The sequence below is a fragment of the Nitratiruptor sp. YY08-10 genome (assembly GCF_016629565.1).
Taxonomy (GTDB): Bacteria; Campylobacterota; Campylobacteria; order Campylobacterales; family Nitratiruptoraceae; genus Nitratiruptor.
On sequence record NZ_AP023057.1, the window covers coordinates 1,608,338 to 1,628,624 of the forward strand.

Here is a 20,287-nt window from a genome sequence, read left to right on the forward strand (position 1 = left end):
TTTATTAAAAATATAATTAAAAATTTTCATCAAGCCAAAGCAGGTGGGCAAATACGAGCCAAAAATGTCTTGAAAACCTGTTTCTTTTGGCATTCTCCATCAAAAACTCGACCTGATCCTTTTTAAAAATATCGTATTGCTCATTTAGTTTTGGAATCTTTTCAAAAAGTTCACTCTGTTTCATCCACTGCATATAAGGATAGCTAAACCCTTTCTTCTTTCGTTGGATGATCTCTTGCGGGATATAGGATTTGGCAACCTCTTTTAAAAGATATTTGGATGTCTTGTTTCTCTCTTCATGTGCGAATGCCGCCTGCAAGATAGTGCGATCCAAAAGGGGCGTTCGTGCTTCAATGGTATGTGCCATACTCACCATATCCAGTTTATGCAGATAGAGACTCTCTAGACGGATTTTCAGATCCACAAAAGTAAAAAATTCAAATGAATCTTCCCATCCGCTCTGCCACCACTGCTGCAAAATCTCATCCATACACTCCAAAGATTCCCCATCTTTGACATTGCGCTTCATAAAAAGGTTTTTTTGCAGATCGGTAAAGACTTCACAGCTGGATCTGAAAATCACCTCATCTTCAAAGACTCTCTTGTACCACTCCCACTCCTTGTTCGGACTAAAATGGGATCTGAAATAGTTTTTGAGCCAGTTTTTATATTTGAGATCTTTCGCCCTATATAGATCAAACATCTCAAAATATTGCCGATAACCTAAAAAGATCTCATCGCCTCCTTCTCCGCTCAGTACAACCCGAAACCCATCTTTTTTTATCCGCTCCATTAAAAAAAAGAGCGGTACAGAAGCGCTGTCTCCAACAGGCTCGTCAAAATGCTCTATAACGGTATGCAACGTTTCAAAAAAATCCTCTTTTGTCATTACCATTTCGGTATGTTCGCTTCCGATATGGCTCGCTACGACTCTGGCATAAGGCAGTTCACTGTAGCGCTCCTCTTCATACCCGATAGAATAAGTTGCAAGATGCCCTTGCATTGCTTTTGCTACCGCACTGACAAAAGAGCTATCTACCCCTCCACTGAGCAAAGAAGCAACCTTAAAATCGCCTTGCAGTCTTTTTTGCACACTCTGCAGCAACACCTCTTCCAAAGCAGCTTTTCGTTTTTGCAAAAGGGTGGTAAACTTGCGTATTTGAAACTTTCGACTCTGACAATCCAAAATCAGTTCTTGGCCACCTAGGAGCTTGTATATGCCTTTATAAAAGGTATGTTCATTTGGGATGGAGCCAAAAGAGAGATAGCAACTCAGTGCTTTGTGATTGTACCCCACGCTCCCCAGATAGGCTGTGATCGCTTTTATTTCGCTTGCAAAGATAAAAAAATTGTGACCAACATAGTAGTAAAGCGGTTTTTTCCCAAAAGGATCTTTTGCTAAGTAAAGCTTTTCTCCGTCGAGCACTGCCAGTGCAAACATCCCTTGAAGCTGTGAAAAATCTTGAAGCGACTTAGCTATCGCCTGCGCTTCGCTTTGTGCACCAAGATCATGAAAATTATAAATCTCTCCATTGAAAAGTATCACTTTGCCATCATGGATATAGGGCTGTTTTGCGTTTTTATCCACAATATAGAGTCTTCTGTGGGCTAAAAGGAGATTCTTTTTTTCATAGTATCCGATATCGTCGTCACCTCTGTGAGAAAGCGTTTCAAAAGCTTTTTTTGCTTTTAGGGGATTAAACGATCCGACGATTCCAAAAATGGCACACATTACTTTTTGGGAAAAAACTTGGTGATGGAATAGGCTTCACGTTTGAGTTTGTCCTCTATATCATACTCGTACTCTTCCAAAAAGTCGTTGAGTATTTCAGCCATTACCTGTAATCGCTCTTCGATAGAGAGTTCCGGTAAAGCCTCTTCTAAAAAGCTATACAGATCGCACTCTCCCTCTTGGCACTTTTCATGAAGCTTTTTAATCTCTTTTAAATCCATTTCTTCTTCCTTAACCACCAGTATATTCCCGCTGCAATGAGGATATTGACAACCCATACGGCAGCATAGCCATATTTCCAGTCCAGTTCTGGCATATAACGAAAGTTCATCCCGTAATTGCCCACAATAAAGGTCAAAGGCAAGAAGATAAGCGTAATTCCAGTGAGCCGCTGCATCGTTTTGTTCATCTGATTGCTCATAAATCCCATCAAGAGATTTTGCAAATACCCTGTTCTATCCAAGTACGCTTTGGATTCATTGATCAAAAAGGAGAGGTGCTCTTTGAGATCGATAAACTCATATTTGAGTTTTTTTCGGATGGTTGGGGGAAAGTGATTGTAGATTTTGTTGATCACGTCGTTTTCAAGCACACTTATCTTAGAAATTTTATTGAGACTTCTTCTCGCAAAATAGAGACTCTTTTGGATCTCTTTTTCATCCACATCTTCACTGAATATTCGATCTTCTATAATTTCGAGTTTATCATCAATGAGATCAATGATATTCATCTTAAAATCGATCAAAATATCTAGTAAAACATACGTTGCATACTCCAGCCGGTCACCGATGCGATACCGTTTTCGAAATCTTGCCACAACACGCTGGATAATCTCTCTGTCTTCACACAAAAAAATCATTTTCTGGCCTGTCAAAATGATCATAATGTTTGCATCTTCATACATCAAAGGATGTTCGTCACTTCGCTTGAAATATTTCAAAACGATAAATTGGAAACGATCCCCCTCCTCAAAAGCGACACTTTGGTCTTCGTTTTGAATATCTTCTATGAAGCTCTCATGAAAACCGTGGGTCAAAAGCCACTGAATGATCTTTTCGTTGTGTGAAGAGGTAAAGACTATCTGCTTTTTGTTCTCTTCTAACTCTATCTGCTCTTTTTTTTCCAGTTCATCTGATATAACATACATTAAAAACTGCACCCTCTATATCTGTATTTATCCAAAACCTCAAAAAGCGGCTTTACAACATCTTTTTTCATCGGCAAAAGCAACAAAGCCTTATACAGCTCCTCTGCTCCCGGTAAAAAATCACCTTGAAAAAAACTCATGCGATACAAAGGCTTGAAACGCACTTCCACATGCACACCTTTTTCTCGTAGTTCAGCAAAAATATCCTCTTTCGGGCAATACAGTGACGGTTTCAAAAGGATGGGATACTGAGTTTTGAGCGTTTTTTGTCCAATTTTCAAGATATCGAAGTATGGGCTGCCCCTAAATTTTTCTTCAAAAAACTCCACTACTTCGTTACTCTCTTCAATCGCCTGTTGTCCATCTTCTTCGCAAGGTCTGCGAAGGTTTTTGATACCCACATCGACAACATCATAGTTCCAAAGCCGTCCTCTTTGCACACCGCCATCTAAAAAAAGCTCCACTTTTTTCGCAATTTTCTCATTCTTGATAACCAGCTTCACACAATCTGCTCTTTTCATCACAAAAACTTCTGCATCTCCCACACACTCGCCCCAGTTTTGAAAAACGATTTTTGCTTTTGGTGTGAAACTTTCAAAAAAGTTGTGTACCACATCCGCATCACTTGAAAAATCGAGCTTCACATCCCTAAACGAAATTTCTATCCCCATCATCTTGGCGATATTGGCAAAAAATGTGGGAGCAATCGCCGGAATTTTGAGCCTATCAAACCCGTATGCATGTAAAAGCGCACAGTAAATGATAGAGCTGTTTTTGGCATATAAAACGTGCATAGGGCTCCTCTATTTTTTTCCTAATTATATGTTAGAATAGCGAAAAAAACAATTCAGGTTACTCAATGGGAAAGAATCTAATTATCGTCGAATCACCGGCAAAAGCAAGAACCATCAAAAATTTTTTAGGCAAAGAGTATGAAGTTATCGCCTCTAAAGGCCATATTCGGGATTTACCCAAAAGCAGTTTCGGCATCAAGATAGAAGAGGATAAGTTCATCCCGCAATACCGTGTGGACAAAGAGCATTCTCAAATCACAAAACAGCTCAAAGAGCTGGCAAAAAAGGCAGATAGAGTCTATATCGCAACGGATGAGGATCGAGAAGGAGAGGCTATCGGGTACCATATCGCCGAAGCAATCGGGAAAAAGCCCCAAGAACTTCCTCGTATCGTCTTTCACGAAATCACCAAGTCAGCTATCCAAAAGGCTCTGCAAAATCCAAGAACAATCGATATGAACAGGGTCAACGCCCAGCAAACAAGAAGGCTTTTGGACCGAATTGTAGGTTACAAGCTCAGTCCGCTTCTTTCATCCAAAATCCAAAGAGGTCTGAGTGCCGGACGGGTTCAGAGTGCAGCGCTCAAACTCGTGGTTGATCGAGAACGTGAGATACAAGCTTTCAAACCGCAAGAATACTGGAGCATTGATGCTGTTTTCAATGATACCATCGAAGCTGCTTTGCATGAATATATGAACAAAAAAATCGGCAAGATGGATATCAAAAACGAAAACGAGGCAAAAGAGATTGTTGAAAGAGTCAAAAACGAATCTTTCGTCGTTGCCAAAATCGAAAAGAAAAAACGCATCACCAAATCGCCTGCTCCTTTTATGACTTCAACATTGCAACAAACCGCTTCCTCAAAGCTCGGATTTAGTCCTAAAAAGACGATGATGATAGCCCAAAAGCTTTATGAAGGTGTCCAGACACCAAAAGGTGTTACGGGAGTCATCACCTATATGCGAACAGACAGTCTCAATATCGCAAAAGAGGCGCAAGAGGCAGCAAGAGAGCTCATTAAAAAGCAGTTTGGAGAAGAGTATCTGCCAAAAACACCAAAGGTGTACGCAACAAAAAGCAAAGGGGCACAAGAGGCTCATGAGGCGATTCGTCCAACGATGCTCGATTTTACCCCTGAAGTGGCCAAAAACTATTTGAGCACCGATGAACTCAAACTCTATACCCTCATCTACAACCGCTTTCTTGCTTCTCAGATGGAAGATGCAATCTTTGAAACTCAAACGATCTATTTCAAAAGCCCAAGCGCCACTTTTAAAGCAACCGGAAGAAAACTCATTTTTGATGGCTTTTACAAAGTTTTGGGCAATGAGGATAAAGACAGACTCCTTCCAGACCTTAAAGAAGGAGAACCTGCCACACTCACCAAAATAGAAGCCAACCAACACTTCACAGAACCCCCTGCCAGATTCACAGAAGCAAGTCTTATCAAAATGCTCGAGTCTCTTGGTATCGGACGACCATCTACCTATGCACCGACTATTGCTCTTTTGCAGGCACGTAACTATATCGAGCTTGAAAAACGAGCTATCAAGCCTACTGAAACCGCTTTTAAGGTGATCGAAGTACTGGAAAAGCATTTCCCGGAAATCGTAGATAGCTCATTTACTGCAAAAATGGAAGAGGAACTGGATGAAATAGCCCAGGCAAAAAAAGATTGGCAAAAAGTATTGAAAGCCTTTTATGATCCTTTCATAGAACTGGTCGAAAAAGGCAAAAAAGAGATCAAAAGCCAAAAAGTTGCCATTCCGGTAGGAAGATCATGCCCAGAATGCGGAGCAGAGCTTGTTAAAAGAAAGGGGCGTTTTGGAGAGTTTATCGCTTGCAGCGCCTTTCCGAAATGCAAATATACCGAACAGATAGAATCTGAAGAAAAAGAGCCCCAAGAGAGCAACGAAGTGTGTGAAAAGTGCGGTTCACCGATGGTTGTCAAGCAAGGACCTCGAGGATCGTTTTTGGCTTGCAGCGCCTATCCAAAATGTAAAAATACCAAACCGTTAGCGAAAAATGAACCCAAAAAACTGGATGTGAAATGTCCTGAGTGCGGTGGAGAGATCGTTGAGCGATTCAGCAGACGCGGAAAATTTTATGGATGCTCCAATTATCCAAAATGTACATTCGTCTCAAAATTTGAGCCGGTCGACAAGCAGTGCAGCGAATGTGGATATATGATGGCAAAACGCACATACCGCAATAAAGAGGTATATGAGTGCATCAAATGTAAACACAGAGAAGAGATTGGGCACGAGGAAAAATGAAAATAGGAATTATCTCAGATACGCATAATAGAGTGGATTTTACAAAAGAAGCAGTAGAAAAGTTGAAAAGCTTTGAGATTGCTTATCTCATTCATGCAGGCGATATTGGCGAAGAGGTGTGTCAATACCTTGATGGCTTAGATATTCCTGTCATCGCTGTTTATGGCAATACAGACTCGGCGCATCTATTTGAAATGTATCCACACGTCAATCTTCAAAAACAGCCCTACTATTTTACAATTGAAAATACCACATTCAAACTGATGCACCAGCCATACTATCTCACCCCGGATAGTGATATAGTCATTTATGGTCATCTGCACGAATTCGAATGCCAGAAGGCAAAAGCGCTCTTTCTCAATCCAGGAGAAGTGTGTGCAAGGGAGAAACCCCGTATCGAATCGGCTCTTTTGGAGCTTGAGTCACGAAATGTTTTTTATATATACAAAGATTTGGAAAAAAATAGCTGGATGGAAGAGAGGGTTTGTGCATGAAAGTCTATTTGTGTGCTATTAGCAATATCAGCAGTGGTGTGTGTGCTGAGGATTGCAAGTTTTGTACCCAAAGCACCAAGTATAGAGCCGATATCCCAAGATATAAATATAAACCAATCGAAATGATCGTCGAGGAGGCAAAAAAAGCAAAAGCGGCAAAGGCTATTGGATTTTGTTTGGTAACGGCTGGGAAAGGCATCGATGACAAAATTCTCGATTTCGTTACACAAGTGGCCAGCGCCGTTAAAAAAGAGGTACCCGATATCAGTCTTATAGGCTGCAACGGTACGGCTGAGGTATGGCAGCTCAAAGAGCTCAAACGTGCCGGCATCGACAACTACAACCACAACCTCGAAACGGCAAAAAGCCACTACTCTTCTATCTGCTCAACGCACAGCTGGGAGGAGCGATATCAAACCTGTCTCAATGCAAAAGAAGCAGGACTCAATCTTTGTACAGGAGGTATCTTCGGTCTGGGAGAGACAGATAAACAAAGGGAAGAATTTATAGAGCAAATAGCAAGCCTGAAGCCTATGAGTATTCCCATCAATTTTTATCATCCCAATACAGCGCTTCCTCTGCCACAGAGAGTTGTTGAGCCATCTGAAGCACTTTCTATTATCCAGACTATGAGAAAAAGAGTTCCAGATGCTATGATTATGGTGGCAGGTGGAAGAGAGTTGGTTTTTGGCGAACGGTGGCCAGAAATCTTAGATGCCGGGGCAAACGCCATCGTCATCGGTGACTACCTCACAACGAAAGGTGAACGTCCGGATAAAGATATCCAAACGTTGCAAAAACTCGGAATTGAAATAGCCACCAGCTGTCATGAATGAAATTCACATTATCCTTGTCGTCTCCTTAATTATTTTTACATCCCCTTTTATATCCAAAATAACAAGACTCCCGACCTCGGTCGTAGAGATCGCTCTTGGCACCATTTTTGGAGCATTGGGACTGCTATCGCATGTAGCACTGTTTGAACTGGTCGCAGAGTTTGGCTTTTTGTATCTTATGTTTTTGGCCGGGCTTGAAGTGGATCTCAAAGAGCTCTTTTCCTTAGAAAAATCCATCATCAAACGTGGTATTGTCTATATCGCTCTACTCTATCTTTTCTCCTTTTTGCTCGTTCGATACAGCGGTCTTGCGGATATCTATATTGCCATATTTCCATTGATCTCTGTAGGATTGATCGCCGCTTTGAAAAAAGAGTATGGCAAAGGGGTCTCCTGGCTCAATCTCTCCATGGCCATCGGAAGCCTTGGAGAAGTTGTCTCCATTACCGTTTTAACCATTATGAGTGCTGTGATGGAGTTTGGACTGGGAAAACAGTTTTATGAAAGTATTTTTATCTTGTCGCTTTTTCTCCTGCTTACAATGCTTACTTTTAAACTGCTTCAAGTTCTTTTTTGGTGGTATCCTGAACTCAAAACCACACTCATGCCCCGCATCGATACAGAAGAGCAGGATATTCGACTCTCTATGGCACTTCTTTTTACTTTTATCGCCATTATGATCTATCTGCATCTTGAAGTTGCTTTTGGAGCGTTTATCGCCGGTATCATCATCGCCACCTTTTTCGAGCACAAAAAGACACTGCCCCATAAACTCTCTTCTTTTGGATTTGGATTTTTGGTACCGATATTTTTTATCTTTACTGGCAGCAGTTTCAAAATCGAAGCTCTATTCATGAAAGGAATGGTTGTCAACGCACTTTTTATCACTCTTGCGATGATAGGGGTACGATTTCTTGGCTCCATTGCTTTTTATCGCTTTTTTTCACTAAAAGAAGGCATACTCTACGCACTTTCACACTCTATGCCTCTCACACTTCTTGTTGCGATCGCTACGATAGCGTTGCATACGAAAGTTTTAGGAAAAGAGGCCTATTTGACGCTCATCTTGGCAAGTATCATCGAAGTTTTGATTGTCATGATAGCAATTCGCTGGATCGTCAAATTTACTTACAAGAAACCAGATACCCCTCATTAGTTTTTACAATCTTTTTAGCACACGCTTTTTTGAGTTGCAATGCTATACGAAAATAGTCTTTGTGCGACCCGGCAGCTATGTCTACAAAAAGATCGGATGTTTTTACCTTTTGTTTGACAGTACGAAAACTTTTGTTACCGGCAAAATCAAGGACCAGTTTTTTCGGTTTTGTCGTAAAAAAGGATCGAATCAGTTTTGATTGGGTTTTGATTAGCAAATGATCGGTATAGATATAGATGGTTGCAGGTTTGATGACGAGCTTGAGCAGCTCTTTTTGAACGCTTTTTTGCTTGGAAGAGTGGAGCACTTTTTTTGGAAGATTCTTTTTCACAGCGTTGGGAGTCTGGTCAACACTCCTTGGTATTTCAGAAGTTTTTTTGGGCAATTCATTGGGTAGAAAAAAGGGGTTTTCCCGAGCCAACAGCATCACAGGAATCAAAAGAAGTAGACGTTTCATTCGGTAGGCTCCAACTCTTTTAGTTCGAAATACTCTTTTTGTAGTCTCGCATTTTCGGCCTTTAGATATTTGATGCTTCTCTCCAGGTTTTTTTGCGTTACATTGAGCTGAAACAGCACTTCCAAAGAGTTCGTCCCAAAAAGCAAAAATCCGATATACACCGCAACTGCACTGACAATGCCAAGTATCAGCAAATATCGGCCAATTGCGGCCAGAAGGCCTTTGCCGTTTAAGGAGTCGATGAGCTCCTCATGTCGTTTGGCCATCGGTTAGAAAAGCTCTTTTCCTATATATTCAGGATACAAAAGATCTCTCTCGATCTCAAGAAGCCTGTTGTATTTTGCTGTTCGCTCCCCTCTAGCCGGTGCACCCGTTTTGATCTGAGCCGTATTGAGGGCCACTGCAAAATCGGCAATAAACGCATCTTCGCTCTCACCGCTTCTGTGGCTCATGACGCAGTTGTATCCGTTTCTTTGTGCAAGCCGTACTGTTTGCATCGTCTCACTCACGCTTCCGATCTGGTTTGGTTTGATCAAAATGGCATTTGCGATTCCCTTTTCGATACCCTCAGCCAAAATTGCCTTATTGGTAACAAAAAGATCATCACCCACTAACTGGATTGTATCACCAAGTTTTTCTGTAAGGATCTTCCATCCTTCCCAGTCATCTTCCGCCATACCATCTTCTAGTGAAACGATAGGGTATTTTGCTACCAAGTCAGCATAGAATTCAGCCAGCTCCTCAGCACTGAGCACCTTGTTATCGCCTTTGAGTTCATACTTGCCATCTTTGTAAAATTCACTGCTTGCTGCATCGAGTGCGATGTTTACCTCTTCGCCTGGTTTATATCCCGCTTTCTCGATCGCTTTTAAAATATACTCGATCGGCTCTTCGTTGTTTTTAAAATTTGGTGCAAATCCACCCTCATCACCAAGAGCCGTTGGGTGACCATCTTCAGCCAAAAGTTTTTTGAGCGTATGATAGATTTCAGCGCTTGCTCGAAGAGCCTCTTTGAAACTGTCAAATCCCGTCGGCATGATCATATACTCTTGCAGGTCTACATCGTTATCCGCATGCGCCCCACCATTGATGATATTGAGCATAGGTGTTGGTACGATAACACCGTTGGCACCACCAAGATAGCGATACAGTGGCATATGAAGACTCTTTGCTGCCGCTCTAGCTACCGCCATGGAGACACCAAGCACGGCATTCGCGCCAAGTTTTGAGTAGTTGTTTGTGCCATCAAGCTCTTTCATGATGGCATCGATCTCGGCTTGATTGTATGGACTAAGACCTACAAGTTCATCTGCAATAGTCACTTCCACATTTTCACACGCTTTCAAAACGCCCTTGCCACCGAATCGATCATCACCGTCTCGAAGCTCCAACGCTTCACGTTTCCCCGTACTCGCACCACTTGGTACAATGGCACTCGCTACCGTTCCATCACTCAAAATCACCGTTGCTTTTACCGTAGGATTTCCTCTGCTGTCCAAAACTTCTTGTGCCGCAATATTGTCAATATAAACCATCGATTCTCCTTTATTCTTCACTCATTTCATTTTCTGGAACCATCATGACGCTATCATCCATCCCCATGGCCCGCCTGATCTCATTTTCGATCTCCTGCGCAACTTCGGGATGCTCTTTGAGATAGGCTTTAGCGTTTTCTCTACCTTGCCCCAGTTTCATATCTTTATAACTGAACCAGCTTCCGCTTTTATCGATGATGTCCATCTTCACACCATAATCGATGAGCTCCCCTTCTTTGCTAATGCCTTCACCAAACATGATGTCAAATTCTGCCTGTCTAAATGGTGGGGCTACCTTGTTTTTCACCACTTTTGCACGTACCCTATTTCCTATTTGACTTTCACCCTGTTTCAAAGTGGCAATTCTACGTACATCGATTCGCACAGAAGCATAGAATTTGAGGGCATTCCCACCTGTTGTTGTTTCAGGCGTACCATACCCCATAGCACCTATTTTCATACGAATCTGGTTGATGAATATAACGGTTGTATCCATCTTATGAACAACGCCGGTGAGTTTTCGAAGTGCCTGGCTCATGAGTCTTGCCTGAAGACCCATATGGGAATCTCCCATCTCCCCTTCGATCTCCGCTTTTGGTGTCAAAGCCGCTACGGAGTCGATAACGATCACATCCACTGCTCCACTTCGTGCAATGGTTTCTACGATATCGAGAGCTTGCTCTCCAAAATCTGGTTGCGAAACTAAAAGATTGTCGATATCGACACCAAGATTTTTCGCATATAAAACATCAAGAGCGTGCTCTGCATCGATGAAAGCGGTTACACCGCCTTTTTTCTGCGCTTCTGCGATGATTTGAAGAGCCAATGTGGTCTTCCCAGAACTCTCGGGCCCATATATCTCGACGATCCTACCCTTTGGAACACCTCCTATTCCAAGTGCAAGATCAAGCCCCAGCGAACCGGTTGAGATCGATTCGATCGGCTCAATCTGCTTGTCACCAAGCTTGACAAGCGCTCCTTTGCCAAAAGCTTTATCGATCTGTTTGATAGCAAGATCCAATGCTTTTTGTTTATTCGTATCCATAGACCCCTCTTGAAATATTTTTGAACATTTTAGCTTTTTTTAAGTAAAATATCCATAAAAATTTTAGAAAGGCTCTAATGTCCACCTATACCGTCGCCCACTCACCCGATGCAGATGATATCTTTATGTTCTATGCCATCAAATTTGGCTGGATCAGCTCCAAAGAGATCAGGTTTGAAAACATAGCCCTCGATATTGAAACCCTCAATGAAAAAGCCTTGGAAAATTTTTACGATATTACCGCTATCAGCTTTGCGCTCTATCCAAAAATCAGAAACGAATATGCTCTTTTGAAAACAGCGGTTAGCTTCGGACAAGAGTATGGACCGAAACTAATCAAAAAAAAGGGCAAACGACTCAAAAAAAATTTCAAGGTGGCCTTGAGCGGCCGATACACCACCAACGCCATGCTCTTTCGTATCGCCTATCCTGAAGCAAGACCGGTTTATATGAATTTTTTAGAGATTGAACAAGCTGTTTTGGATGGAAAAGTAGATGCGGGCGTACTTATTCACGAGTCGATTTTGGATTTTGATGAGAGCCTGGAAGTAGAAAGGGAAATTTGGGATATCTGGATAGAGCTAGCCAAAAAGGAGCTGCCATTGCCTCTTGGCGGTATGGCTTTAAGACGTTCCATCCCCCTCAATAAAGCGATTGAAAGCGAAAGGATGCTTATCAAAGCCGTGGAAGTCGCCCATAATCACGGCAAACTCCTTTCCCGTATGCTTCTAGAGAGAAATCTCGTTCGCGTGGATGACAAGCAGCTCGAAAAATATCTGAGCCTTTATGCCAATGAACACTCTATCGAAATGAATGAAACGCAATATGAAGCGCTTGATACCCTCTTTGCCATAGGGTATGAACATGGGTTGTATGACTGTCCCATTCGCACAAAAGATTTTCTCATTCCCACCGAGTATAAAAAGCTTAGATTCAGTTGAGACACTTTACAATGCATAATATGAAACAATATGATTTACTAAAAGATTTTCGTAACAAAATAATTAAATTTTCTATCATTCTTACTATCGTCGTTATCATCACCAGTATTTTTATCCACACACTATCACACTCTAAACATCTTAGTTCCTTTCTAGTATTCGATTTTTTCGCTCTTATAACTCTTGGTATAACGCTTTTTCTTTTCGAAAAGAAATTAGAGTTTTTGTCACTTTTTTTGATCGGCAACTATATAATTTTAATCTCGCTTGTCTATTTTGTCACCAAGTATGAGTTTAATCCTTATGCTATTGTTTGGTATCCTCCTATCGCCATGTCAGCCATGATTCTTGCCAGGTTGAAAATTGGTACACTCATCACTTTCATCACTTTGGCTGCTGCAATATCACTTTTTCACACCACTATTCCGTACATACAAGCTTCCATATATCTTTCTATTATTGCTGCAGCTCTTTTTGGATGGATTATAGAACAGAAACTATTCGAATTTGCACAAAAATATCAACAAATTACTGAAAATCTTTACAAACTCTCTACAACAGATCCCTTGACTCAGCTCTATAATCGCCGTTTTTTTTTCGAAGAGTGCACGAAAAAGATCAATCTGGCAAAACGCAAATCTCTTCCAATCGCCCTGCTTTCCATAGACTTAGACCATTTTAAGCAGATCAATGACCAATTTGGTCATGCCAAAGGTGATGAGATTCTTACCAGTTTCGCCAAAATTTTACAAAAGAGTTTGCGGGGGTACGACATCGTCGCACGTATGGGTGGCGAAGAGTTTGCCGTATGTATCATCGATGAAAATTTGAACAACGTACGATTCATAGCCAACAAAATTTTAGAAAATATTCGAAAAATTGAGGTCGCTCCATCAAACAACCTCAGTGTCAGCATTGGCATAGCTTTTTCAAAACCCCATGAAGACACCAATTTGCAACAGCTACTGGTACAAGCGGATAAAGCACTGTATCGTGCTAAAGAGCGTGGACGAGATCGGATCGAGGTTTATGAAGAAAAAAATTGATTTTGCCAAGTATAGTTCCATTAAAATAGGCCCCATAGCAGATGTCGAGCTGATTGAACAGATCGATCCAAAATTTGAAGAGTACTTTTTGATCGGCGGAGCCAACAATCTTTTAGTCTCACAAAATCCTCCAAGACTCGCCAGTCTCTCAAAAGCTTTCGACTATATCCGAATCGATGGGGACAAACTCAAAATTGGTGCTGCAACACCAACCGGAAAAGTAGTCTCTTTTTGCAAAAAACATGATATTGGCGGATTTGAGTTTTTGAGCAAGCTTCCCGGAACCATCGGGGGTGCCGTGAAGATGAATGCGGGTGTCAAGGAGTATGAAATAAAAAACCTTTTGCTAGGTATCGAAACAGCTAAAGGCTTTCTTCCAGCAAAGGCTCTTGGTTTAAGCTACCGAAAAAGTAGTATCAACACCATTATCTATGAAGCGGTGTTTCATATCGAAAAAGGCTATGATGAAGCTCTTCGCCAAAAACTGCTGTCACTTCGATCCAATCAGCCAAAGGAGCCAAGTGCTGGAAGTGTTTTTAAAAATCCACCTGGTGAATATGCTGGAAGGCTTATTGAAGCTGTAGGTCTTAAAGGCAAGCGGATCGGTGATATGGCTTTTAGTCCTGTACATGCCAATTTTTTGATCAATTACGGCAAAGGTACCTTTGCAGAAGCAGTGAAACTCATCACGATCGCAAAAGAGAAAGTTTTACAAAAATATGGAATTGTTTTAGAAGAAGAAGTGATCATCGTTTAGGGGAAAAACCCCTAAAGTTTTATGCAGCTGCCGCTTTTTTTGCAGCTTCCAAAGCCTCTTCGTAGTTTGGCTCTTCAGTGATTTCTGGAACAAGCTGTTTATACACAACATTTCCGTCTTTATCGATAATGAAAATTGCTCTTGCAAGGATTCCTTTGAGTGGCCCTTCTGCAATCACAACGCCATATTTTTCACCAAAATCTCTGTTTCTATAGTCACTTGCAACAGTTAGGTTTTCAACACCTTCAGTCGAACAGAATCTTTTGCTTGCGAACGGAAGGTCCATGGATACTACAGTAACATCAACGCCTTCAATGTTTGAAGCTTCTTCGTTGAATTTTCTTGTTTCAGTAGCACACACTGGAGTGTCAAGAGATGGAACTACAACGATCATCTGTACGTTCCCTTGTGCACCACCCACTTTTTTCTCTTCAAGACCTGTTGTAACAACAGTAGCCTCAGGAGCTTTATCTCCTACGTTTACTTCATTTCCTTCCAAATTTACTGGATTTCCTTTTAGTGTAACAGTTGCCATATGCAACCTCCTTTTTCATTTTTTATTTTGGAGCAGATGCTCATAAAGAAATTATAGCTCAAATAAGACAAATTTTCTCTCATTTTTTCTTTGAAGAGAGAATGGCGGCCAATATGTTACCTTTTTACACAAAGCAGCTTCTTGGAATGGCAACAAGAGCATCCATATCGGTAAAATCGTTCATCAAAAACGCTTCCACTGCCGCTCTTCCAATCATCGCAGCGTTATCACTGCAAAATTCAAGTTTTGCAAAAGTGATAGGAATACCCCTTTTTTCGCACTCTTTCTCAAAAGTTTGGCGAAGTGCCATATTTGCACTGGCTCCTCCAACAATGGCAAAATCAGAAGGTTTGTAGATTTCACACGCTTTTTTCGTTTTTTGCAAAAGATGGGCAATTGCCGCTTTTTGAAAAGAGGCAGCGATATCCGCCATATCTTGTTGACTGAGATTTTCCATCTCACTCAGTGCCAGGCGCACGGCATTTTTCAAACCTGAATAGCTAAAGGCCAACTCTTTTGCATTTTTGAGTGGAATTGGGAAATCAAATCTATTTGCATCACCCTTTTGAGCCAGTTTTTCGATGACAGGCCCTCCAGGGTATCCAAGCCCCATCATCTTCGCCACCTTATCGAAACTCTCTCCAAAACTGTCATCCAGTGTCGTTGCCAAAACCTTGATATCTTTATACCCTTTGACATCAAGTATCATCGTATGGCCTCCACTGACAAGGAGTACCATTTTTGGCAAAACAGCCTCTTTTTCGATAAAAAGCGAATAGACGTGACCGATGAGGTGATTGACGCTAATAAGCGGCACATTCAGGGCCAAATGAAGCGCCTTTGCCATTATGATCCCCTCAAGTAGTGTCACAGAAAGTCCAGGCTCATTGGTAACAGCAATCGCTTTGATGTGCGGTAAAAACTCTTTTGCCTCTTCCAAAATTTTCGGCAATGCCTCGGCATGGAGCCTGCTTGCAAGCTCTGGGACTACTCCTCCATACTCGCTGTGTGCAAGTTCCTGGGATATTTTTTTGTGAAATAGAAGTTTATAATCTTTAATCCTTGTTATAGCGATAGAGCTATCGTCACAACTGCTTTCGATACTCAAAATCATATCGGCTCCGATACAATACTGGGGTCTCTTTTGGCCCACTCCAGTACCCATGGCCACTTGCCATAACCGCTTTTTTCATTGATATGCCCTGCATCTTGCAAAATGAGCATCTCGCAACCGAAATGGTTTTGCAAATGGTGGGCCTCTTCAAGGCGTAGGTATGGGTCGTTCGTCGAAACCACCAACTGTACCTCTTTTGCAAAAAGGTTTTTAGGTAAAACGTGTGGGAAAAACTGCTCTAGAAGTTTTATATCGGTATGCTTGCTTGGAGGTGCCACAAGGAGTAACCGCTCAACCTCTTCAATCTCTCCCTCTTCGCACAGCGCCATCCATACGGTACACGCAAGTGAATGACATATTACGGTTGTTGGCTTAAAATTTTGTACATGTTTCTTGAACTGGCTCATCCATTTGCTTTTATTAGGATGGTGAGGATGATGGATAAGGGGAAAACTAACCGTTCCATACTCTTTGGCCAGTTCACCAGCCAGCCAGCTTTGCCAGTGGGGATAGTCGCTTCCTCCCCATCCGTGTAAAATCAAAAACCTATCCATCCTTTTTCTCCTCAACTTCTGCCTCTATCGGTTCCTCTTTTTTGTTCTCTATCTCTTTTGGAAGCTCTTTCGTCTCTCCTTTGAGTACGCCAAGCAAGCGTTGCTCTTGCTCGGGTGTGAGTTTTCCTTCTGCGATCGTATCAATGATCTTATTGGCGATTGCCACTTTCGCTTCGTTCTCTTTGAGACGAAAATATTTTTCCAAATTGTCGTGATAGGCGATAAGTTTGTCTTTTCTCTTTTTGTAAAAGTACAGCACGATTAAAACTACAACTAATATGATCACCAGTGCGATCAAAGAAAAAAGCAAAAACTGCTTTTTGAGTTCAAGCTCTTTTTGTGCGATAATCTTTTGATTTTGCAGTTCCAAAAGCTCTTTTTGCTTTTTGAGTTCAAGCTCTTTGAGTTTATAGGCTTGCTCAATTTTTTGGAGTTCCAGAGCCTGTTTTGCTTTGATTCTTGCTATTTCCACCTCTTTTTGGGCTTCATTTTTGCTTCTTTGCAGCGCCAGTTTTTCTATCTCTTGCTGCATCTTTGTGAGTGCCAGCTCTTTTTGCTTATCCGCTTCTTCTCTAGCCTTTTCAAGCCTAGCTTCAATTCTCGCTTTCCTTTCCAAAAGCTCATCTTTTTTTTGATCAAGTTTTTGCGTACTCTCCATACAACCACCAAATAACAAAACGATCAATACAAGATTAAAGAGTCTGAACATAGTTTCGTACCTCTGAATCGATTGTAAATATGGCATCGATATTTTCTGTTTGCACATCGAAAAATTTGTCCATACTTCGCAAAACAGCCTCTGCAATAAATCCAAACGCTTTCTTACCTTCGATAAACTGTTCGATTGCCGCTTCGTTCGCTGCATTGACTACAACACCAAGTTCAGGGCGCTTGAGAAGCTGCTCTTTTATCTGCCATATAGGATAACGTTTTTGGTCAATTGGCTCAAAGGCTGTCTTTATCTTAAAAATATCTACAGATTCCAAGATTGGCTGATTGCTGATACCAAGAGCATAGGCAATGGGGAGTTTCATATCGGGTATGCTCGCATGAAACGTGGTGCTGCCGTCTATAAATTCCACAATTCCATGAACAATCGAGCTCGGCTCAATTACGCCATCAATATTGTCACATCCAAAAAGCCAGTAGGCTTCCAAAACTTCAAAAAGCTTGTTGGCCATCGTAGCGCTGTCGATGGTGATTTTCGTTCCCATACTCCAGTTGGGATGTTTCAAGGCATCCTGCAGTGTAGCGCTCGCAATCTTTTCTATCTTCCAGTCGCGAAAAGCCCCGCCGCTGGCCGTCAAAATGAGTCGTTTTGGTTTGAAACTGTTTTGCAAAAGGTACCAGAGTCCAAAATGCTCACTATCGATCGGCGTGATTTTGGAGGTATCGATAAATTTTCCCGCCACAACAAGCGACTCTTTGTTGGCCAAGGCCACTCGTTTGCCAAGTTCGATAGCTTTGAGTGTGGGTCGAAGTCCCAAAAATCCAACCAGTGCATTGACTACCAGCTCACTGTCACTTCTTTCAATGGCCTCTATGATACCCTCTTCTCCACGCAAAACGACAGGAGCTTCTATATCGCAAGGCTTGGCAGTTACAACGATTTTTGGATGAAATGCATTTACTTGCTTTTTCAAAAGCTCAATATTGTTTCCGGCAACCAGTACTTCAACATCTATTCCAAACTGCTCACAAATTTTTAGTGTATTTGTTCCAATTGAACCAGTAGAGCCTAAAAGTGCAATTTTCATAGCAGTCCTCGAAGCAGTATCACCATTGTCGGTGCTGCAAACAGATATCCATCCACTCGATCAAGGATCCCCCCATGACCCGGCAAAATATTGCCACTATCTTTGACACCGGCTCTTCTTTTGAGATAGCTCTCAAAAAGATCCCCAAAAACGCCAGCAAATGAAGCCAAGAGCGATATCACGATAGATTGCCACAACTCCACCAGTTGTACTCCATACCAGCTTCCAAAAATTGTGGCGATGACTACCCCACCAAAGACACCCTCCCATGTCTTTTTGGGAGAGGTTTTGCAAAAAGGGTGTTTGCCGATAGCACGGCCTGTAAAGTAGGCTCCTACATCGGTCAAAGCCACAACGATGACAAGCCATACAAGCGCTTCCATGCCAAAATCGTGGTACAAAGAGAGCAAAAATAGAAAGGAGGCCATTGGATAGAGAAAAGGCAAAAACTTCTTTGGATCCCTGTCCTGCGTAAAGGCTTCGTAGCCGGCAAAAACAAGTGCAACCAAAAAGAAGAGATCATCAGGGTTGGGGTAGAATGATGCGACAATCCAGGTAAAAAATGCCCAAAAATAGAGAGAATTGTAGTTTTGCATTCCATACAGTCGCATCGCTTCATAAAATGCAAGCAAAAAGATTATGCCAAAAAAGAGCCATGTGAGAAAAAAACTATCGATCCAGGCAACAAGAGCGACAACAGCGATTAAAACCGCTCCCGTTACCATTCGTTTGGCAAATTCACTCATTCAATCCCTTTTTTATTCAATTGTAACACGGATCGTCTTATATTTCACATACTCCACGTTTGCTCCCTCTTTTGGCTTGACGTTTCGCCTTTGGGTATAGTCTATATTGTAACTGCCGGGATGTTTGACACTGAAACTCGCACACAGTTTCGCCGCTTGCTCCAGCACTTCCATAGGTACGTTTTGTTTGTTTGTCGAGATAATCACATGGGCAGATGGCATATCTTTGAGATGCATCCAAACATCACTCGCTTTTGCTTTTTTCAAAAGCTCTATATTACCTTTTTTATTTTTGCCTATATAGACATCATAGCCAGCAATATTGAACCTTTCGTAGTTTTTATCCTTTTTGGACTCTTTTTTGGCACTTTTGCTAAAAAGCAGTTCTATATCTTCCACTTTTTTGGCATTTCTCACAAGATTGGCTTTCTTTTCCAAAAAGTCCAGCTTTTCTTGGATATTTTCTCTTTGGATATGGATATTTTGCGCTTTTTGACGAAGCTTCTTTGCACGCTTGAAAAAGAGATCACTCATCATTGCAGCACTTTTTGCTTCTTGGGGCAGTTCAAAGCGTATGGCATTGCCTTCAAAATCGCTTCCTTCATATACCCGTTGATATGGTTTGATTGTATGAAGATTTGCCAGTACAATCTGCCCTTTTTTCTCCTCTTCATTCGCTTCATGCAAAAGTGTACTTTCTTGATCAAGATTTTGTAGAAGCTGTTGGAGTTTTTCTTTTTGCTTTTGAAGCTGCAAGAGTTTCGATGTTTTTGCAATCTGCAGACGTTTTGCCAGCGCCTCTTTATAAATGTCCAGCAAATAGTTTTTCATATCTTCGATATGCAGTTCACTTCTATCAAGCTTTTTGGGTGGCGTCAAAGGTAAAAGTGGACGACCGGGCTTGATATCTCGATGAAAATCATGATGCAGCGCTTCTAAAACATTTTCTTTTTCATCCAAAATGATCGCATTTGCATGGCGCCCGGTAAATTCAAGCTGTAAAATGGCTGACTCTTCTTTATAGGAACCTTTTTTCCTGCAGTATATGCGAACAATTTTATCATTCTCGTCAAGTTCTATTCTTTCAATGAGACTTTTTTTGCACTTTTTCGCAAGCATTTTGTCAAAAGGAGCGTTGTAAAACCTTGTTTTTACAAAGTCATCCCGCATATAAATAAGATTTTTACTGCGATTGAGATCAAAAAAGATCTCCTCTTTATCAAAAACAGCCCGCAAAACATTATCATCAACCCGAGCGATATCATTGAGATGTCGAAAATGCTTGAGATACTTTACGATCTCCCGTAACTCTTTATATTTCATTGCCGCCTCAATCTTTTTTGATAAAATAGCAAAAACTCTTTT

The 20,287-nt window shown here is 41.5% G+C and carries 22 protein-coding genes; 7 read left to right on the forward strand and 15 right to left on the reverse strand.

The genetic code is table 11. The features are described from left to right. Positions 1–16: 16 nt before the first annotated feature. Genes asnB through JG735_RS08585 form a run of 4 tightly spaced genes read right to left on the reverse strand, consistent with a single transcriptional unit; the run spans position 17 to position 3,673 of the window. Entirely contained in the window at positions 17–1,732 is a 1,716-nt protein-coding gene (gene asnB / locus JG735_RS08570; protein ID WP_201334656.1) for an asparagine synthase (glutamine-hydrolyzing), read from the reverse strand. After that, on the reverse strand, positions 1,732–1,953 hold the full coding sequence (locus tag JG735_RS08575) for a hypothetical protein (protein ID WP_201334657.1): 222 nt from the start codon (positions 1,951–1,953) through the stop codon (positions 1,732–1,734). The genes asnB and JG735_RS08575 overlap by 1 nt, the downstream gene beginning before the upstream one ends. Beyond that, a complete protein-coding gene (locus JG735_RS08580) occupies positions 1,944–2,879 on the reverse strand; it encodes a magnesium transporter CorA family protein (protein WP_201334658.1) in 936 nt (311 codons plus the stop codon). The genes JG735_RS08575 and JG735_RS08580 overlap by 10 nt, the downstream gene beginning before the upstream one ends. Then, on the reverse strand, positions 2,879–3,673 hold the full coding sequence (locus JG735_RS08585) for a DegT/DnrJ/EryC1/StrS family aminotransferase (RefSeq protein ID WP_201334659.1): 795 nt from the start codon (positions 3,671–3,673) through the stop codon (positions 2,879–2,881). The genes JG735_RS08580 and JG735_RS08585 overlap by 1 nt, the downstream gene beginning before the upstream one ends. A 65-nt stretch (positions 3,674–3,738) precedes the next feature. Between JG735_RS08585 and topA the strand changes: the two genes are divergently transcribed. From topA to JG735_RS08605, 4 genes are read left to right on the forward strand one after another with little or no spacing between them, the layout of a single operon-like run. Next, the gene (gene topA / locus JG735_RS08590) at positions 3,739–5,949 is read left to right on the forward strand and encodes a type I DNA topoisomerase (RefSeq protein ID WP_201334660.1); all 2,211 of its coding nucleotides are present in this window, start codon (positions 3,739–3,741) and stop codon (positions 5,947–5,949) included. Beyond that, positions 5,946–6,443 (forward strand): metallophosphoesterase family protein, encoded by a 498-nt coding sequence (locus JG735_RS08595; protein WP_201334661.1) that lies wholly within the window; start codon positions 5,946–5,948, stop codon positions 6,441–6,443. Before topA ends, JG735_RS08595 begins: the two co-directional genes overlap by 4 nt. Further along, positions 6,440–7,279 carry a biotin synthase gene (locus JG735_RS08600; RefSeq protein ID WP_201334662.1) on the forward strand — a complete coding sequence of 280 codons (840 nt, stop codon included), beginning with the start codon at positions 6,440–6,442 and terminating at the stop codon, positions 7,277–7,279. The genes JG735_RS08595 and JG735_RS08600 overlap by 4 nt, the downstream gene beginning before the upstream one ends. Continuing rightward, positions 7,272–8,435: a cation:proton antiporter gene (locus JG735_RS08605; protein WP_201334663.1), complete on the forward strand. Its 1,164-nt coding sequence runs from the start codon at positions 7,272–7,274 to the stop codon at positions 8,433–8,435. The genes JG735_RS08600 and JG735_RS08605 overlap by 8 nt, the downstream gene beginning before the upstream one ends. Here JG735_RS08605 and JG735_RS08610 read toward each other — a convergent pair. The 4 genes from JG735_RS08610 to recA are packed head-to-tail and all read right to left on the reverse strand — an operon-like array spanning position 8,404 to position 11,472. Further along, positions 8,404–8,892, reverse strand: coding sequence for an AMIN domain-containing protein (locus tag JG735_RS08610; RefSeq protein ID WP_201334664.1), 489 nt, complete (start codon positions 8,890–8,892; stop codon positions 8,404–8,406). The genes JG735_RS08605 and JG735_RS08610 overlap by 32 nt on opposite strands. Beyond that, a complete protein-coding gene (locus JG735_RS08615; RefSeq protein ID WP_201334665.1) occupies positions 8,889–9,158 on the reverse strand; it encodes a hypothetical protein in 270 nt (89 codons plus the stop codon). Before JG735_RS08615 ends, JG735_RS08610 begins: the two co-directional genes overlap by 4 nt. Before the next feature lie 3 nt (positions 9,159–9,161). Beyond that, positions 9,162–10,427: a phosphopyruvate hydratase gene (gene eno, locus JG735_RS08620; RefSeq protein ID WP_201334666.1), complete on the reverse strand. Its 1,266-nt coding sequence runs from the start codon at positions 10,425–10,427 to the stop codon at positions 9,162–9,164. Positions 10,428–10,437: 10 nt separating this feature from the next. Then, positions 10,438–11,472 (reverse strand): recombinase RecA, encoded by a 1,035-nt coding sequence (recA, locus tag JG735_RS08625; protein ID WP_201334667.1) that lies wholly within the window; start codon positions 11,470–11,472, stop codon positions 10,438–10,440. A gap of 77 nt (positions 11,473–11,549) precedes the next feature. Between recA and JG735_RS08630 the strand changes: the two genes are divergently transcribed. Genes JG735_RS08630 through JG735_RS08640 form a run of 3 tightly spaced genes read left to right on the forward strand, consistent with a single transcriptional unit; the run spans position 11,550 to position 14,216 of the window. Further along, positions 11,550–12,413, forward strand: a complete 864-nt coding sequence (locus tag JG735_RS08630) for a menaquinone biosynthesis family protein (RefSeq protein WP_201334668.1) — start codon at positions 11,550–11,552, stop codon at positions 12,411–12,413. 20 nt (positions 12,414–12,433) lie between these two features. Beyond that, positions 12,434–13,459 (forward strand): GGDEF domain-containing protein, encoded by a 1,026-nt coding sequence (locus JG735_RS08635; RefSeq protein WP_201334669.1) that lies wholly within the window; start codon positions 12,434–12,436, stop codon positions 13,457–13,459. Continuing rightward, positions 13,443–14,216 carry a UDP-N-acetylmuramate dehydrogenase gene (locus tag JG735_RS08640; RefSeq protein ID WP_201334670.1) on the forward strand — a complete coding sequence of 258 codons (774 nt, stop codon included), beginning with the start codon at positions 13,443–13,445 and terminating at the stop codon, positions 14,214–14,216. Before JG735_RS08635 ends, JG735_RS08640 begins: the two co-directional genes overlap by 17 nt. Before the next feature lie 19 nt (positions 14,217–14,235). On the opposite strand, the gene tpx is transcribed toward JG735_RS08640, so the two are convergent. The 7 genes from tpx to JG735_RS08675 all read right to left on the reverse strand — a co-directional run bounded on the left by tpx (position 14,236) and on the right by JG735_RS08675 (position 20,245). Further along, positions 14,236–14,751 carry a thiol peroxidase gene (tpx, locus tag JG735_RS08645; protein WP_012083031.1) on the reverse strand — a complete coding sequence of 172 codons (516 nt, stop codon included), beginning with the start codon at positions 14,749–14,751 and terminating at the stop codon, positions 14,236–14,238. Positions 14,752–14,875: 124 nt separating this feature from the next. Further along, positions 14,876–15,865: a tRNA (adenosine(37)-N6)-threonylcarbamoyltransferase complex transferase subunit TsaD gene (gene tsaD / locus JG735_RS08650; protein WP_201334671.1), complete on the reverse strand. Its 990-nt coding sequence runs from the start codon at positions 15,863–15,865 to the stop codon at positions 14,876–14,878. Then, entirely contained in the window at positions 15,862–16,419 is a 558-nt protein-coding gene (locus JG735_RS08655) for an alpha/beta hydrolase (protein ID WP_201334672.1), read from the reverse strand. Before JG735_RS08655 ends, tsaD begins: the two co-directional genes overlap by 4 nt. Further along, positions 16,412–17,128: a hypothetical protein gene (locus JG735_RS08660; protein WP_201334673.1), complete on the reverse strand. Its 717-nt coding sequence runs from the start codon at positions 17,126–17,128 to the stop codon at positions 16,412–16,414. Before JG735_RS08660 ends, JG735_RS08655 begins: the two co-directional genes overlap by 8 nt. Next, positions 17,112–18,176, reverse strand: a complete 1,065-nt coding sequence (gene dxr / locus JG735_RS08665; RefSeq protein WP_201334674.1) for a 1-deoxy-D-xylulose-5-phosphate reductoisomerase — start codon at positions 18,174–18,176, stop codon at positions 17,112–17,114. The genes JG735_RS08660 and dxr overlap by 17 nt, the downstream gene beginning before the upstream one ends. Continuing rightward, a complete protein-coding gene (locus JG735_RS08670; protein WP_201334675.1) occupies positions 18,173–18,922 on the reverse strand; it encodes a phosphatidate cytidylyltransferase in 750 nt (249 codons plus the stop codon). The genes dxr and JG735_RS08670 overlap by 4 nt, the downstream gene beginning before the upstream one ends. A 12-nt stretch (positions 18,923–18,934) precedes the next feature. Then, complete coding sequence (locus JG735_RS08675; protein WP_201334676.1) at positions 18,935–20,245, reverse strand: NFACT RNA binding domain-containing protein; 1,311 nt, start codon at positions 20,243–20,245, stop codon at positions 18,935–18,937. Positions 20,246–20,287 lie beyond the last annotated feature (42 nt).

Bases quoted from the DNA above. Each gene is read 5' to 3' on its own strand.
- asnB (WP_201334656.1), bottom strand. From the start codon at position 1,732: ATGTGTGCCATTTTTGGAATCGTCGGATCGTTTAATCCCCTAAAAGCA.
- JG735_RS08575 (WP_201334657.1), bottom strand. From the start codon at position 1,953: ATGGATTTAAAAGAGATTAAAAAGCTTCATGAAAAGTGCCAAGAGGGA.
- JG735_RS08580 (WP_201334658.1), bottom strand. From the start codon at position 2,879: ATGTATGTTATATCAGATGAACTGGAAAAAAAAGAGCAGATAGAGTTA.
- JG735_RS08585 (WP_201334659.1), bottom strand. From the start codon at position 3,673: ATGCACGTTTTATATGCCAAAAACAGCTCTATCATTTACTGTGCGCTT.
- topA (WP_201334660.1), top strand. From the start codon at position 3,739: ATGGGAAAGAATCTAATTATCGTCGAATCACCGGCAAAAGCAAGAACC.
- JG735_RS08595 (WP_201334661.1), top strand. From the start codon at position 5,946: ATGAAAATAGGAATTATCTCAGATACGCATAATAGAGTGGATTTTACA.
- JG735_RS08600 (WP_201334662.1), top strand. From the start codon at position 6,440: ATGAAAGTCTATTTGTGTGCTATTAGCAATATCAGCAGTGGTGTGTGT.
- JG735_RS08605 (WP_201334663.1), top strand. From the start codon at position 7,272: ATGAATGAAATTCACATTATCCTTGTCGTCTCCTTAATTATTTTTACA.
- JG735_RS08610 (WP_201334664.1), bottom strand. From the start codon at position 8,892: ATGAAACGTCTACTTCTTTTGATTCCTGTGATGCTGTTGGCTCGGGAA.
- JG735_RS08615 (WP_201334665.1), bottom strand. From the start codon at position 9,158: ATGGCCAAACGACATGAGGAGCTCATCGACTCCTTAAACGGCAAAGGC.
- eno (WP_201334666.1), bottom strand. From the start codon at position 10,427: ATGGTTTATATTGACAATATTGCGGCACAAGAAGTTTTGGACAGCAGA.
- recA (WP_201334667.1), bottom strand. From the start codon at position 11,472: ATGGATACGAATAAACAAAAAGCATTGGATCTTGCTATCAAACAGATC.
- JG735_RS08630 (WP_201334668.1), top strand. From the start codon at position 11,550: ATGTCCACCTATACCGTCGCCCACTCACCCGATGCAGATGATATCTTT.
- JG735_RS08635 (WP_201334669.1), top strand. From the start codon at position 12,434: ATGAAACAATATGATTTACTAAAAGATTTTCGTAACAAAATAATTAAA.
- JG735_RS08640 (WP_201334670.1), top strand. From the start codon at position 13,443: ATGAAGAAAAAAATTGATTTTGCCAAGTATAGTTCCATTAAAATAGGC.
- tpx (WP_012083031.1), bottom strand. From the start codon at position 14,751: ATGGCAACTGTTACACTAAAAGGAAATCCAGTAAATTTGGAAGGAAAT.
- tsaD (WP_201334671.1), bottom strand. From the start codon at position 15,865: ATGATTTTGAGTATCGAAAGCAGTTGTGACGATAGCTCTATCGCTATA.
- JG735_RS08655 (WP_201334672.1), bottom strand. From the start codon at position 16,419: ATGGATAGGTTTTTGATTTTACACGGATGGGGAGGAAGCGACTATCCC.
- JG735_RS08660 (WP_201334673.1), bottom strand. From the start codon at position 17,128: ATGTTCAGACTCTTTAATCTTGTATTGATCGTTTTGTTATTTGGTGGT.
- dxr (WP_201334674.1), bottom strand. From the start codon at position 18,176: ATGAAAATTGCACTTTTAGGCTCTACTGGTTCAATTGGAACAAATACA.
- JG735_RS08670 (WP_201334675.1), bottom strand. From the start codon at position 18,922: ATGAGTGAATTTGCCAAACGAATGGTAACGGGAGCGGTTTTAATCGCT.
- JG735_RS08675 (WP_201334676.1), bottom strand. From the start codon at position 20,245: ATGAAATATAAAGAGTTACGGGAGATCGTAAAGTATCTCAAGCATTTT.